At 54.8% G+C, this 14,554-nt stretch carries 15 protein-coding genes and 1 pseudogene; 1 reads left to right on the forward strand and 15 read right to left on the reverse strand.

The window, feature by feature from the left end; all coding sequences use genetic code 11:
• Positions 1-14 precede the first annotated feature (14 nt).
• From A0V43_RS11810 to sppA, 13 genes and pseudogenes are all read right to left on the reverse strand, one after another.
• Positions 15-1,229 (reverse strand): acyl-CoA dehydrogenase family protein, encoded by a 1,215-nt coding sequence (locus A0V43_RS11810; RefSeq protein WP_015375621.1) that lies wholly within the window; start codon positions 1,227-1,229, stop codon positions 15-17.
• Positions 1,226-2,367 (reverse strand): annotated as a pseudogene (locus tag A0V43_RS11815) (acyl-CoA dehydrogenase family protein). Before A0V43_RS11815 ends, A0V43_RS11810 begins: the two are co-directional and overlap by 4 nt.
• A gap of 20 nt (positions 2,368-2,387) precedes the next feature.
• On the reverse strand, positions 2,388-3,923 hold the full coding sequence (locus A0V43_RS11820) for a class I adenylate-forming enzyme family protein (protein WP_015375623.1): 1,536 nt from the start codon (positions 3,921-3,923) through the stop codon (positions 2,388-2,390).
• Between the two features lie 66 nt (positions 3,924-3,989).
• A complete protein-coding gene (locus A0V43_RS11825) occupies positions 3,990-4,337 on the reverse strand; it encodes an SCP2 sterol-binding domain-containing protein (protein WP_015375624.1) in 348 nt (115 codons plus the stop codon).
• Between the two features lie 224 nt (positions 4,338-4,561).
• On the reverse strand, positions 4,562-4,696 hold the full coding sequence (locus A0V43_RS20805) for a hypothetical protein (RefSeq protein ID WP_257722290.1): 135 nt from the start codon (positions 4,694-4,696) through the stop codon (positions 4,562-4,564).
• A complete protein-coding gene (locus A0V43_RS11830; protein ID WP_236930809.1) occupies positions 4,693-5,067 on the reverse strand; it encodes a hypothetical protein in 375 nt (124 codons plus the stop codon). The genes A0V43_RS20805 and A0V43_RS11830 overlap by 4 nt, the downstream gene beginning before the upstream one ends.
• A 392-nt stretch (positions 5,068-5,459) precedes the next feature.
• Complete coding sequence (locus A0V43_RS11835) at positions 5,460-6,650, reverse strand: acetate kinase (protein ID WP_128578022.1); 1,191 nt, start codon at positions 6,648-6,650, stop codon at positions 5,460-5,462.
• A gap of 377 nt (positions 6,651-7,027) precedes the next feature.
• Positions 7,028-8,017, reverse strand: coding sequence for a class I SAM-dependent methyltransferase (locus A0V43_RS11840; RefSeq protein ID WP_060788015.1), 990 nt, complete (start codon positions 8,015-8,017; stop codon positions 7,028-7,030).
• A 120-nt stretch (positions 8,018-8,137) separates the two neighbouring features.
• Positions 8,138-8,638 carry a thiol peroxidase gene (gene tpx / locus A0V43_RS11845; RefSeq protein WP_015375628.1) on the reverse strand — a complete coding sequence of 167 codons (501 nt, stop codon included), beginning with the start codon at positions 8,636-8,638 and terminating at the stop codon, positions 8,138-8,140.
• Between the two features lie 124 nt (positions 8,639-8,762).
• Positions 8,763-9,227 (reverse strand): GerW family sporulation protein, encoded by a 465-nt coding sequence (gene ytfJ, locus A0V43_RS11850; RefSeq protein ID WP_063193150.1) that lies wholly within the window; start codon positions 9,225-9,227, stop codon positions 8,763-8,765.
• A gap of 11 nt (positions 9,228-9,238) precedes the next feature.
• A complete protein-coding gene (locus A0V43_RS11855; RefSeq protein WP_063193151.1) occupies positions 9,239-9,928 on the reverse strand; it encodes a DUF2953 domain-containing protein in 690 nt (229 codons plus the stop codon).
• Between the two features lie 109 nt (positions 9,929-10,037).
• Positions 10,038-10,508, reverse strand: a complete 471-nt coding sequence (locus A0V43_RS11860) for an RDD family protein (RefSeq protein WP_013524344.1) — start codon at positions 10,506-10,508, stop codon at positions 10,038-10,040.
• Positions 10,509-10,520: 12 nt separating this feature from the next.
• Complete coding sequence (sppA, locus tag A0V43_RS11865) at positions 10,521-11,528, reverse strand: signal peptide peptidase SppA (RefSeq protein WP_060788017.1); 1,008 nt, start codon at positions 11,526-11,528, stop codon at positions 10,521-10,523.
• Between the two features lie 106 nt (positions 11,529-11,634).
• On the opposite strand from sppA, the gene A0V43_RS11870 reads away from it, so the two are divergent.
• Positions 11,635-12,438: an NAD kinase gene (locus tag A0V43_RS11870; protein WP_063193152.1), complete on the forward strand. Its 804-nt coding sequence runs from the start codon at positions 11,635-11,637 to the stop codon at positions 12,436-12,438.
• A 163-nt stretch (positions 12,439-12,601) separates the two neighbouring features.
• Here A0V43_RS11870 and mbcS read toward each other — a convergent pair whose 3' ends face one another.
• Together mbcS and A0V43_RS11880 are read right to left on the reverse strand one after the other, a co-directional pair.
• Positions 12,602-14,194: an acyl-CoA synthetase MbcS gene (gene mbcS, locus A0V43_RS11875; protein WP_013144468.1), complete on the reverse strand. Its 1,593-nt coding sequence runs from the start codon at positions 14,192-14,194 to the stop codon at positions 12,602-12,604.
• A 136-nt stretch (positions 14,195-14,330) separates the two neighbouring features.
• A complete protein-coding gene (locus tag A0V43_RS11880; RefSeq protein WP_011232268.1) occupies positions 14,331-14,534 on the reverse strand; it encodes an alpha/beta-type small acid-soluble spore protein in 204 nt (67 codons plus the stop codon).
• Positions 14,535-14,554: the final 20 nt, after the last annotated feature.

Here is a 14,554-nt window from a genome sequence, read left to right on the forward strand (position 1 = left end):
GCCGCCTCGCTCTTCTATACGTGCACCCCGTATGGCGCATACAACCGCCTTGCGGTGACAAGGCGTTGGATTTGTTGCGTGCCTTCGAAAATATCGAACACTTTCACATCGCGGTACAATTTCTCGACCAAATGTCCGTCAAGGCCGACGGGCCCGAGCAGTTCAAGGCACATAGCGCATACATGAAGCGCCATTTTCCCGGCCACTGCCTTGCAGATAGCCGCTTCCATCGCATTCGGCTCGCCAATGTCGGCTTTCCACGCCGCTTCCCACGTCAACAGGCGAGCAACATCAATCTCTTGCTCCGCCTCGGCAAGCAGGGCGGCTGCTTCATAGTACAACCGTCCTTGTTTCGGGTACTCGCTGCGAACGATGTCAAGCGTATATTCATAGGCGGCGCGGGCGATGCCGACGGCCATGGCCGCGACGATCGGCCTCGTGCTGTCAAACGTTTTCATCGCCACTTGGAAGCCGGACGGGCGATTTTCGTTTGCGCTGTACAGCTCTTCACCGCCAAGCAAATTTTCATCAGGAACAAAGCAGTCTTCAAACAAGAGCTCCGCCGTTTCATTGGCGCGCAAACCCATCTTATGGACGGTGCGGGTCGCGACAAATCCCGGCGTCCCTTTTTCGACGACAAACGCCCGGTGCCCGGCGCGGCCCAACTTCGGATCAACCGTGGCGAATACGACAACCCACGAAGCGCGGGCGCCGTTGGTGATGAAAATTTTTTGCCCGTTTAACAGATAGCCGCCGTCCACTTTTTTCGCCGTCGTGCGGATGCCGGACGCGTCCGAGCCGGCTTCCGGTTCCGTCAAGGCGTAAGCTCCCCAGCGCGGCTCCTCCTTCGTGAAAATGGACAAAAACCGCTGCTTTTGCTCGGGCGTGCCGCTCGATTGAATCGGCGGACCGCCTAAGCCAGGGCCGGGAAGGGAAAGGGCGATGCCTGGGCATCCCCACGCGAGCTCCTCAGCGGCGATGACGGCCACGCGGTTGCCTTCGCGCTCTTTTTTCTCCTTTTTCTTTTCCGAATCAGCCGAAGCACGCCCTCCGCCAAACGAAGACGCATTCAGCTGGATGCCCATTTTGTTGACTTTTTGCAGCCATTCGTCCGGCACCCGCCCGAGCCGGTCGGCCTCCAGCGCGATCGGGCGCACTTCATGTTTAGCAAACCAATGGACGAGTTCTTTGATTTGTTTTTGCTGCGGTGAGAATTCAAAGGAAATCATGGCGCCACCCTCTCTTTCCGTTTGCCCAGCAGCTGTTCGCCGCGGCGGATGAGCCAATCCGTTTCCCGGCCGTACAGCATCACTTGCGCCTGGGCGTCGCGCATCCATTTTTCAGCCGGGTATTCTTGCACGTACCCGTGCCCGCCGAGCATTTGCACGGCCTGATCGGTGACATAGCGCAGGGAACGATGAGCTCGCGACAACGCGCTCCAGGCGTAGCCGCCCGCCTGTTCATCCCTCGGTCAACTGCAGCGGCCGCTTGCCATACAAGCAGTTTCGCCCCGCGGCATTCGAACGCCATTTCGGCGATCGTAAATGACACCCCTTGGAACTTGGCGATCTCTTGTCCGAACGCCTTTCTTCCCGCAGTGTATTCAATGGTGTAATCAAGCGCCGCCTCCATCAAGCCGACTTCCTTCGCCGCTTCGATGACTTGGTTTCGGGCGCGCATGCGGTTGAGCAATGCATCCGCTTCCGGGCCGCGGGCCACGAGTTGTTCCGGACCGGCGTACACTTCTGCGAATCGAAGGCGAGCGATGCCGGCAGCCAGCAGCCCAAGCCTGATGTCTCCTTCTTCGATCTCCCATACTCGCTCATCAAAGGCGAGCAATACCGTTTCCTCTTCTTCGTCCCTAGCGGCGATGACCGCCCAGTCGGCTTTCGACGCCAAGCGGACTGGAGACGACACCCCGTCCACAATATATCCGCTGCCGCGCCGGCGCACGCGAATCGCTTCCTTCAGCGGTTCTTTTTGTTCCGCTTCGTCGATCCAGGCGACAGTCGGCCATCCGCCTTTCGCCATCTCCCGGTACCGGTGCCACACGCGGTGCTCGGGAGACAGACGAAAGAGGGAAGACGCCTCCCCGGCCCCCGGAAGCCCTTGAATGACGCCTAAATCGCCATAGCTGAGCGCTTGCCAGATGATCGATTGCGACAGAAGCGGCAGTTCCAAGCCTCCCCACGATTCCGGAAGCTCGAGCGTTGACAAGCCGAGCTCATCCACCCGTTCGCTCACATCAACTGAAACCGTTCGATGTTTTTCACACTCTCTTGCGACCGGCCGAATTTTCTCAACGGCTAGGCTGCGGGCAACTTGAAAAAACGCCTGTTCTTCTTTCGACGGTTGAAAGGATATCACCTTGCCCCTCTCCTTTTCCATTACGATTGAACAGCGGGAATGAACTCGCTCGCCCATTCGCGCAGCTTCTTTTTGTCGATTTTGCCGATCATCGTTTTCGGCAAATAGCCGACCTTTTTCAAAAAGCGCGGGGTTTTGTATTTCGCCAACCGCTTTTGGCAAAACTCGATCAGCTCCGCTTCCGTCACTTGGGCCCCGCGCCGAACGACGACATACGCGGCGACTTCTTCGCCCATTTTCGGTGAAGGGACGCCGACGACGCCGGCTTCCAGCACGTCCGGATGGGACATCAGCAGCTCCTCGATATCGCGCGGGTAAATATTGAATCCACCGCGAATGATGACATCTTTTTTCCGATCGACGATAAACACATACCCGTCCTCATCGATGCGCGCCATATCGCCGGTATACAACCAGCCGTCGCGCAGCGCCTGGCGGGTCTCCTCGTCTTTTCCATAGTAGCCTTGAAAAACGTTTGGACCCGACACAATCAGTTCTCCGACTTCGTTTGGCGGCAGGGGATTTCCGTATTCATCGACGACCGCCACCCGAACCCCGGGAAGCGGCAAGCCGACTGATCCAAGCTTGATCGGTTTCGTCGGATCCGTCGCCGTCACAATCGGCGCCGCCTCGGACAGACCGTATCCCTCCAAAATAAGACAGTTGAACTTGCGCTGAAACTGCTCAGCAAGTTCGGGCGGCAGCGCCGCAGAACCGGATATGCAAGCCACCAAGCTGGAAGTGTCGTACCGGTCGGCCTCGGCATAATGGCATAAAGCATGAAACATCGCCGGCACCATCGCCGTATGCGTCACCCGATGCCGCTCGATCGCTTCGAGCGCTTTTTTCGGCTCAAAATACGGCAGAAGGACGACTTGATCCCCCAAAAGGAGCGCGACGTTCATCATCGTAAATCCGAACGCATGGGAGATGGGCAATACCCCAAGGCCGACGCGTGCAAATTCGGTCGGCAGCCGCTTCGCCATCTCAGCGGCCGCTTCCGCATTCGTGGACAAATTGCGGTGCGTCAACACAACCCCTTTCGGCTGGCCGGTCGTTCCCGACGTGTAAAGCAAAGCCGCAGGATCGTTTTCATTGACTTCCGACGTCGTCAGGCTGGCAGGAGCTTGTTCCATTCTCGTTCGCAAAGAGTGAGGAGAATCCGGAGCGTCCAGCGTGACGATCATCGGAGGCGCCGGCAAGCCATTGGCGGCCTCTTTCGCTTTCGCCCACAGCATTTCCGCCGTCAGCACCACTTTCGGTTGGCAGTCTTTAAAAATGTAATGGAGCTCCTGCGTCTGCAACAGCGGCAACACCGGCACGACAACCGCTCCTGCTTTCAAGACGCCGCTGAAGGCGATGATGACTTCCGGGCTGTTCGGCATCGTTACAACAACGCGGTCGCCCGGCTTGACCCCAAGTTCAATCAATGCATGAGCCAGCTGAGACGAACGGGTATCGCATTCAATGTTCGTATATTCTTTTCCTTCGAATACCAGCAACGGATACGGTCCATATTCCTCTATGTTTCGTTTCCAAATATCCGTCAAACGCATCGTCCGCTTCTCCCCTATCGGTTTGTCAGAGGACAGCCGATTTGTCGACCGCCCTCTTTTCCTCCGTTAAGCCTGCTTTGCACTGTTGTATGCGGCGAGCACTTCTTGAAGGCGAAGCGCCAGCCCCATATCTCCGTCAATGCGAAGCCGCCCGCTCATAAACGCCTCCGTTCCGTTCAATTCCCCTTCCGCCATTTTTTTAAAATCTTCACTGTCCATGCTTAACGTGCAATCAGAAGGCTCTTGCTCCCCTTCAATGACAAATCCTGCATCCGGCCGGAGCACGACTTGGTAGACGCCGGCTTCATCGCCGCTCAAATTGAATTGATACACGGCGACAATTCCTTCCGCTCGTGAAATGTCTTCTTTCAATTGTTGATCGATCATCTGAAACACTTCTTTCACACTGGGCATATCAGTACCTCCTTAATATTTTGAACTATCAGAATTTTTTTGGCCCACTTTTACTATAAACCGCTTTCAATCATTCATCCATCCCGATGATGCTCGGATTTTTCCTTTTGCTTTTGCGTTTTCACCCGACATTTGTCCGGCCATGAAAGCGGTCTACAAAAAATTCCCATCAAACCAAACATCTAAATAACGTTTGGGGCATCACCTTCCTGTCAGCGCCGAGCTCACAAGGCATGAAGAAGTCCATCCTCACCGATCAGCTCCAAATAGCGCCGATAAAGCGGAAACGCCGGCACGATGCGCGGCAGAAGCTGCAGCGCCTTCGCTTTCGATCCTTTTGCCTTCATTTTTCCGGTCATGAGCGCCAATGGAACGTTGATGTTGCCGCCCAAAATTGGTGGGCGATATCGCCGGTCGTCTTGATGGCAACATCAGGCGCATCGATTGCCTGCCCGAAATAAATGGCGTAGTTTTCACCGGTTTCCGGCCGCCTCGCATCGATGCTGATGACCGCCTCCGGATCGGTCAAATAAAAGACGAACGCGACGCGGGAACGGCGGATTTGTTCTCCAATCCGATTGATTTGCTCCACCTCGTTGCCGTATTCCTGATACGCTGGATGCTGTCCCCACCAGCTGCGCAGCTCCATTTCCGTCCTTGGGCGCGACGGAATTTGCATAAACTCGCCGATCACCCGATACACATGAGCATCATCACGAAACAATGCCATATCCGTTCACTCCCTTCAATCGAGTGTGCACTCTCATTTTGGCGCGGAACGACTCCCTCCAGCAATTCCGACAATTGCCGGGAGGAAACAGGCAAAACGAAGGGAACCCATGAACACTCAACAAAGCGTATAAGCGATGAAACAAAAAAATAGCCGCCCCGTTTGTTTGAGGCAGCTGTTTTGGCCAACATGGCTGCAACGATTCTTTTTAGGACAATCTTCAGCGCATCATTAATGGTGTAAACTCTCTTTTTGTTAACGCATGCTCGTTTTTTTATCGACAAAGAAAAAAGCAACCTCCTCCCACATTCGTAATCGAATATGAAAAAGGTTGCTTTAGCATGTTTTTGCTAGTTACAAATTACGTTTTTGTTTGTAAATCTCGTCAACCCCTACAAATTCGCCAGCCGCATGACGTCGCGGGCGATCATGACCTCTTCATTCGTCGGGATGACGAGCACTTTGACCGGCGAGTGCGGATAGCTGATGAACGCTTCTTTGCCGCGCACTTTGTTTAGGATGGGATCCCAGTACACCCCATGAACTCGAGGCCGCGCAACACTTTCGCCCGCACGACTTCGCTGTTTTTCGCCGATGCCGGCGGTGAAGATGATGGCATCGACCCCGCACATGCGCGCCGCATATGAGCCGATGTACTTATGAATGCGGTTCGCAAACACTTCAAGTGCCAGTTCTGCGCGCTCATTTCCTTCGGCGGCCGCTTTTTCCAAGTCGCGCAGATCGCTCGAAATGCCGGATATGCCGAGCATGCCGCTCTTTTTGTTCAGCACGTCAATCACTTCATCGGCCGTCATTCCCGTTTTTTCCATAATGTACGGGATGAGCGCCGGGTCGATGTTGCCGGAGCGCGTTCCCATCGCCACGCCGGCTAATGGCGTAAAGCCCATGGACGTGTCGATCGACTTGCCGCCTTCAACCGCCGCGATGCTCGCCCCGTTGCCTAAATGGCACGAGATGAGGCGCAGCTGTTCGATCGGCCGGCCGAGAAGCTCCGCCGCCCGCTGGGTGACGTATTTGTGCGACGTGCCGTGGAATCCGTACTTGCGGATGCCGAATTTCGTGTAATACTCATATGGCAAGCTGTATAAAAACGACTGTTCCGGCATCGTCTGGTGGAACGCCGTGTCAAACACCGCCACGGCCGGCACGTCCGGCAGCACTTCCTGAAACGCCCGAATGCCGACGAGGTTGGCCGGGTTATGGAGCGGAGCGAGCTCGGACACTTCTTCAATTTGCTTGATGACGTCCTCGGTGATGAGCACCGAATCACTGAACTTCTCCCCGCCGTGGACGACGCGGTGCCCGATGCCGTCAATTTCGTCAAACGAACGGATAATGCCGTAGCGAATGAGCTTATCAAGCAGCATTTTAACGGCCGCGGCATGATCCGGAATCGCCGTCACTTCTTGATGTTTTTCACCGTTTACGACAATGGTGAAAATCGCGTCGTCAAAGCCAATCCGTTCGACGACCCCTTTGGTCAACACCGTTTCTGCCGGCATCTCAAACAGCTGGAATTTCAACGAGGAACTTCCCGCATTAATGGCTAGCACTTTCGCCATCGAAAACACAGCTCCTTTTTTGCCAAAATCCGCTCGCGCTTACCGTTAGTGTGCGCGATTGGGCACCGTTTCACTATGCCTTTTTCATTGTATGCCTCCCGTTTTCGCGTTTCAAGCGCGGCTTTGTTTCGCAACCGGTTGCAAGAAAAAGTTTTTATGTTGTGAAAAATGAAAACGGAGCTGACCGAAAAGGTCGGTGAAAAACAGCGATTCTTCGATGAAGAAAAGAGCAGCATTTATCATCTTGAGCCGAGAAGACCCCACTTCCACGCGTGAGCGCAAGGGGAGGAAGATGCAACCTCTCGTTTTGTGAAGGGGCTTGACGGCCTATACGGTGATCAAAAAGGGCGTCCCGCTGCGTTTGGGACACCCTTTCTTCAACGTTCTTTTTCCTCGGTGATCCAGGCGTCGATTTTCGCCATCATCGCCTGCATCGCCGATTTGTTGGAAAACCGCGGCAGCTCGACAAGCAGCACGTGTTTTGGCTTTTTGACGTTCGGCCCTTTCTTTTGCAAAATCAACACGCTTTTTGCCGCCTGATCGTTTTGAAACATCGATAGCGGCAGCTGCAAGACTCCTTGGACAATGGCCGCCTCTTTTAAAAATTCGTTCAGCTGCCCCGCCTGCGGGCTTGAGAACAACGTATTCGGGATGAGGAAAAACAAGTAGCCGCCCTCTTTCGTATAACGCAAGCTTTGCTCGATGAACAAATGATGGGCATACGACCGGCCTTCCTTCGCTTTTAAGGCGAAGCGGGCGGCATTGTCGTCATCCGGGTAATAGCCGACCGGCAGATCGCAGACAACGACGTCAACCGGCTCAACAAACAGCGGCCTTAGGCTGTCTTGGTTAAACAGCTGCACCGGATGCTTTTGCAAGTTCGCGTTGACGTACGCCAATTTGACAAGCAGATCATCGACATCGCTGCCGTAGCTCGCCGCCTGTTTTCCCCGAAGGCCGTTTAACACCGCCGTCAATAAATTCGCCGTGCCGACGGCCGGGTCGAGGATCTTAAGCGCCAAATGCGAGCGCGTAAACTCGCGGACCAAATACGCCAAAAACAAACTGACCGCATCCGGAGTCATTTGATGGTGCGGCTGAACATGCTTGCGCATCCCTTTTAACACCGCAAGCTGAAACGCCTTGCGGATTTCTTCGTTTTGAAACCGTTCCAGCATCAGTTCGCGATACTGCTTTTTCAGCCGTTTCGCGTTCAGCTCGCTCACCTCATCTTGCAGCACGTCGCCGTGGAACAAATTCTCCCCCGTCTCCGCGACGGCTTCTAAATACGTGCATTGCAATTCTTCTTGCAAAAGTTGGGCCGTTTCATCGAATACCGTGAACAACCGTTCGACTGGCGTCATCATCTGTACGTCCCCACCTTTCTGCCAACGTCCCTTCTGTATATTGTACGGCCGTCCGCCTCGCGCCGCAAGAAAAGCGCCGATAGGAACGGAAAAGGCCCCGAACGGGTCGGGGCCTTTTCATTATTTCGCCGCTTTCGCCGCTTCAATCGCCGCTTCGTAGTTCGGATGGTTCGTCACTTCCGGCACGTATTCGACATACGTCACTGTGTCATGGCTGTCGATGACAAACACGGCGCGGGCAAGCAGGCGCAGTTCTTTGATCAAGACGCCGTATGCTTGTCCGAACGAAACATCGCGATGGTCGGACAACACTTGAACGTTCTCAATGCCGGCCGCGCCGCACCACCGCTTTTGCGCAAACGGCAAATCGACGCTGATCGTCAACACTTTCACATTGTCGAGCTTTGCCGCTTCCTCGTTAAACCGGCGCGTTTGCGCGTCGCAAACCCCGGTGTCGAGCGACGGAACAACGCTGATCAGGCGGACGTGTCCTTTCGTATCCGCGAGCGTCACTTCCTGCAAGTTTTGATCAAGCACGGTGAAATCCGGCGCTTTGTCGCCGACTTTCACTTCGTTGCCGACAAGCGTCACCGGCTGCCCTTTAAACGTCACATAGGCCATGGGTTCTCTCCCCCTTTAGAAAAAATATGTACTACTTCCATACTAAAACGCGGAACGGAATTTTTCAACGATTTTGTCCGTTCATGACAGCGGACAAACAAAAGGCCGGACGCCAACGGTCCGGCTAAATGTCAAAGTCGTCTGCTTTTTGGCCTGCGGCGCCGTCTTTCTTGTTTTTCTTCAGCATCGCCTGAATCTTCTCAAACGCCTGCGGCGCGACATCGAGAATTTTTTCGTATAAGTGCGTGCTTTCATCCAAATGGAGCAGCTTCACCCCGGACGAGTTGACGACGAGAAACGCAATCGGCGTAATCGAGACGCCGCCGCCGCTGCCGCCGCCAAACGGATGTCTGTTCCCTTGGGCCTGCCCGTTCCCGTCGGCTTGCGCCCCTTGGTGGCCATTTTGTTGGCCGTCAAGCATAAACTCGCTGCCGCCGGCGGCAAAGCCAAACCCGACTTTCGAGACGGTCAAAATGACACTCCCGTCAGGCGTCTCCACCGGGTCGCCGATAATGGTATTGACGTCGATCATTTGTTTTAAGTTTTCCATCGCTGTTGTCATCAGCCCTTGAATCGGATGGTTCGTCATCGTCATTCCTCCTAGTAGCCTTCATTTGCCTGCTTGGCCGCCAATGGGTCCCGCTTTGGCGGCCGCTGTCCGCGCCAATGTTTGACCACTCGCAATCCTGCTACCATAGCATGCCCGATTCGAAACTGAATCATACATAAAAACACCGTTTCTGAAGCGGCCCGATCGTAGGCCGGAACGATGGCGACAGCCGGAGTTGTTTTCATGTTCATATAGCGGCTCGCAGCGCCGATGATCATGTATTTCAGCGACCAGCCAAGCCCCACGAGCAAGCCCGTTGACGCGGCGTCGCCGGTGCCGATTCTCGTTTTCCACTCCCATTTCGTAATCGTCACGTGGCGGTAAAATTGTTTCATAATTTCATGCAAGTCGACGACTTGCTCGAGAAACCGTTTCAGCTGCCGAAACAGGTCGGCGATTTTTTTTAGGGTCAATTTCCCTTTCTTTTCCTCCTTCCCGCGCGTTCCCTCCACTCCTTTTTTATGGAGAAACGCCACCCCCGGCGCATCCGAATCCATTTCTACTTTGATGAGCGGAATGCGGACGGTGTAGCGGAGGAGGCCAAACAGCGTGCGCACCACGATTTTGCATTCATCGTCGTCTTTCATATGGCGAAACACGACCGTCACCGACACTTTCATCCAGGCGACAAGAAGAAGCAAAAGAACAACTGTTGCGATGACCGCGATGATTGCTTTCAATGTCCGCCCTCCCTTTCATCATCCATTGTCGCCATCTAGAAAAAAAATAAACCTGCCGTTTCGGCAGGCGGACATTGGTTGACGGTCCGTTCTTGATGCAGACGGATTGTTACTCGCGGACAACGATCGTATCGGCGAACTGGTCATGCATCCCTTTTTTCTTTTCGGAAAACGCAACAAACAAAAAACCGATGAACAGCAATTTTTTCGCGATGAATTTGCCGACGACTTCGCGAAACAACACGGTCAGCCAGGTGAGCGGCTCGCCGCGCTCATCGACCACTTTTAAGCCGAACACCATTTTGCCAAGCGTCTGCCCAAACGCTTTCGTCATCAACACGAAATAGGCGTAAAAGACGACGGCGGCCGCGACCGCCGCTGGCGCGAACAAACCGTCCTGCGCAAGCGGCCAATCGAACAGGCGAAAAAGCGGCCAAACGATGAGCCGGTTGAGGCTCGAGACAACAATGACATCAAGGCAATACGCCCAAAAACGAAGCCAAAAGCCGCCGTAGCAGAGGGGGCGCTCTGCCGGCGGGAGATGATCCGCCAGCGTCGCCGTTATTTGCATGTCCGTCATGTTTCCACTCCTTTATTCGGCGTATAAATACATAAGCCGCGGCGAGGATGGGCGCGACAACAGGCGGATGAGCCCGGCCGCCTCGCTGTCCGGCTTCATCCGGTTCGACACCATCTCAAAGAGAGAGCTCCACGGCGCATCGTTCACGTATTTTACGACTTGAGCGCCGGTTAAATGATGCTCTTTTTTGAGCGCAGCGATCGCGTCATCCAAGTAGCCGAACTCGTCGACAAGGCGGAGCGCCTTCGCCTGTCGCCCGTCATAAATGCGGCCGTCCGCCAGCTTGCGCACCGTGTCTTCCGGCAGCTTTCTCCCTTTGGCTACCACATCAACAAACGCATCATACGAATCATTGATCAGCTGCTGCAAAATCTCCCGTTCCGCTTCGGTCATTTTGCGCGCCGGATTCATGATGTCTTTGTACGGCCCGCTTTTGATCGTGACAAGCTCCACGCCGTACTTCTTTGCCAGCCCTTCATAGTTGACGCTTTGCATGATGACGCCGATGGAGCCGGTGATCGTCTCCGGGCTGGCGAAAATTTTATCGCCGGCCGCCGCGATATAGTAACCGCCCGAGGCGGCCATGGCCCCCATCGATACGTAAATCGGCTTGTTCGTCTTCTTTTTCAGCTTCATCAGCTGATCGTAAATTTCCGCGCTTTCCGCGACACCGCCGCCCGGCGAATTGATGTGCAAGATGATCGCTTTGACGTTTTGATCCTCTTTCGCCTGTTTGATCATTTGCAAAAACGTTTGGTGGTTGTACTGTGATGAGGAAAGAAACGACTCCGCTTCCCCCGCATCTTGAATAACTCCGTTCACTTCCAACACAGCGATTTTTTTCAACGGGTCGCCCTCGGCGATGACTTCTTCGCTAAATGGCGACTCCATGAGCGCCAGCCAGCTTTCCGACCAGCCGCCGGCCTTGTCGGACAAAAGAACGCCAACCGCTTGAACAAGCACCGAGATCACAAACAAGGCGGCGGCGATGGCCAACGCGGTCCATCGTTTTCGATTCATCGTCTTCCCCCTGCATCGGCTGCCCATATTTTTAGAATCCTGGCAAACGTGGTACAATATTCATTGTACATCGATTGATTAGATGATGCCAGCAGGAGGGCAAAACATGGATATGGAACGCAACCGTCTTTATTTTTTTTATAAGCGCGACGACAAGCTCATCGAACGGGTGAAGCCGCTCATGGAGCTGGCAGAGCGCGGTCCGTTTGTTGTCGTCGACGACTATCGGGAAGCGAACATCATCGTCAGCATCGGGGATGACGGCGCGTTTTTGCAGGCGGTGCGGCAGACGGGATTTCTTCCTGACCGTTTGTACGTCGGCGTGTCCGTCTTGCCGGCGCGCGGGTTTTACTGCGATTTCCATATTGACGACATCGATCATATGGTGGAAGCGGCGAAAAATTGGAAACTCGAAGTGCGGCGCTACCCAATCATCGAAGTGACGATCGACGGCGCGGCTTCGTTTTTCTGCTTAAACGAATGTTCGATCCGCTCGCAAATCATTAAAACGATGGCGATCGACGTTTTCATCGACGACTTGCATTTCGAGACGTTCCGCGGCGACGGCATCATCGTTTCGACGCCGACCGGCAGCACCGGCTACAATAAATCGGTGCACGGAGCGGTCGTCGATCCGCTCTTGCCGTGCTTTCAAGTGAGCGAACTCGCCTCGCTCAACAGCAACCGCTATCGGACGCTCGGCTCGCCGTTCATTTTGAGCGGCTCGCGGACGTTGACGCTGAAAATGTCGGAAGAAACAAGCCATTTTCCGATCATCGGCCTCGACAATGAAGCGCTCAGCATCCAGCATATTGAGCGGATTGACATTCGTTTAAGCGACCGGGTGGTCAAAACGGTGCGCTTGAAAGACAATTCGTTCTGGGATAAAGTGAAACGCGTCTTTTTGTGAAGCGTGTGTCTGTTCTCCCGGCAAAACACCGGATCTAAAATGGCGAATCCGTTCGACGCGCATGCGGCAAGAGGGTGTCTCGCAACGAGACACCCTCTTGTTTGGTCGCCGCGCGGACATCGCTCCGCTTCTGGCAACGGCCAGCTCAACCGGCTCTTTCTGCTTACGACGACCGGCCGGCAAGGCGGGCTTCCCGCTCGCGCAGCTCGACGCGGCGGATTTTTCCGGACGCCGTTTTCGGCAAATCGTCGACAAACTCGATTTTACGCGGGTATTTGTACGGCGCCGTCAACTGTTTCACATGTTCTTGCAAGGCCGGAATCAGAGACGGATCGTCTTTGTCGACCCCGTCGCGCAGCACGACAAACGCTTTGACAACATGGCCGCGCACTTCATCCGGACTGGCGACGACGGCGCACTCTTTTACGGCTGGGTGCTTGACAAGCGCGTCTTCGACTTCAAACGGGCCGATCGTATAGCCGGCGCTGATGATGATGTCATCCCCGCGGCCTTCAAACCAGAAATAGCCGTCTTCGTCTTTGCGCGCTTTGTCTCCCGTAATGTAGTAGTCGCCGCGGAACTGCATCGCTGTCCGCTCCGGATCTTTGTAATAATACTTAAACAGCGCCGGCGTCTCGATATGGACGGCGATGTCGCCGACTTGTCCGGGCGGGCACGGCTCGCCGTTTTCATCGATAATTTCGACGCGGTTGCCTGGCGTCGGTTTCCCCATCGAACCCGGCTTGATGGGCATTCCTTTCATGACGCCGACAAGCAGCGTGTTTTCTGTCTGGCCGTAGCCGTCGCGCACTTCGACGCCGAAATGCTTGGCAAACGTGTCGATCACTTCGCGGTTGAGCGGCTCTCCGGCGGACACGGCGCTGTGCAAATGAGATAGATGATAGCGGCCGATGTCCGGCACTTTCGCCATCAAACGATACTCGGTCGGCGTGCAGCACAGCACATTGATGTTGTATTTTTCCAATAGCTGCAAATATTTTTCCGGCTCAAAGCGGCCGTAGTAGACGAAACCGGTCGCCCCCGAGCCGAGCACCGATAAAAACGGGCTCCAAATCCATTTTTGCCATCCCGGTCCGGCCGTCGCCCAAACGAGGTCGCCTTCTTCAATGCACAGCCAGTTTTTCGCAGCCGTGCGCAAGTGGGCGTACGCCCAACCATGGCAATGGACGACCCCTTTCGGATTGCCGGTCGTGCCGGATGTGTACGACAAAAACGCCATATCATCGCGCGAGGTATCCGCCGCCTCAAGCGTTTCGCTCTCTTTGGCCATGGCGTCTTCAAGCGGAATCCATCCGTCCCGGGGTTCCCCGATGACGAACTTCGTCAAACGTTCGATGCCGTCAATCGGCGCAAATTCGTCCGTATACGGCGCATAAGCGACAACCGCCTTCGCTTCGCTATGGACGAGCCGATATTGCAAATCCTTTGTCCGCAGCATCTCCGAGCTTGGGATGACGACAAGCCCGGCTTTGAGCGCCCCTATATACACTTCGTATGTTTCAATGAGGCGCGGCATCATGACGAGCACTTTATCGCCTTTTTCGAGCCCATGCGATAAGAAAGCGTTTCCAATTTGGTTGGCGCGCGCCATCAAGCGGCCGTATGTAATCTCTTTCGTTTCGCCTTGCTCGCTCTCCCATTTCAACGCGATCCGATCCGGGCCGGCGGCCGCATGCCGTTCCATTTCCGATGTTAAATTGTAGCGCTCGGGAGCAATCAAGTCTTCCCGCCTCATCGTTCCTCTCCCCTCTGTCTTGTTTCACCTTGGTCGGCATCTTTATTATACAAAATAGTCGTTCTATTTTGAATACCGTTTTTCTCATATGAAAGCGGCGGGGAATGCCCCCGCCGCGTAAGCCATCATGATGAAATTAGAATTGGCGTGCGCCGCCCAATTGTTGCTGCGCCATGGCTACGAGACGTTTCGTGATCTCACCGCCGACCGAACCGTTGGCGCGCGAAGTCGTGTCAGCGCCTAAGTTCACGCCAAATTCTTGAGCGATCTCATATTTCATTTGCTCCAGCGCTTGTTGCGCACCCGGAACGAGCAGTTGATTGCTGTTGTTGCGTGCCACCTGTTTTCACCTCCTTGTAC

The sequence above is a fragment of the Geobacillus sp. JS12 genome (assembly GCF_001592395.1).
In the GTDB taxonomy this organism is placed as follows: Bacteria; Bacillota; Bacilli; order Bacillales; family Anoxybacillaceae; genus Geobacillus; species Geobacillus zalihae.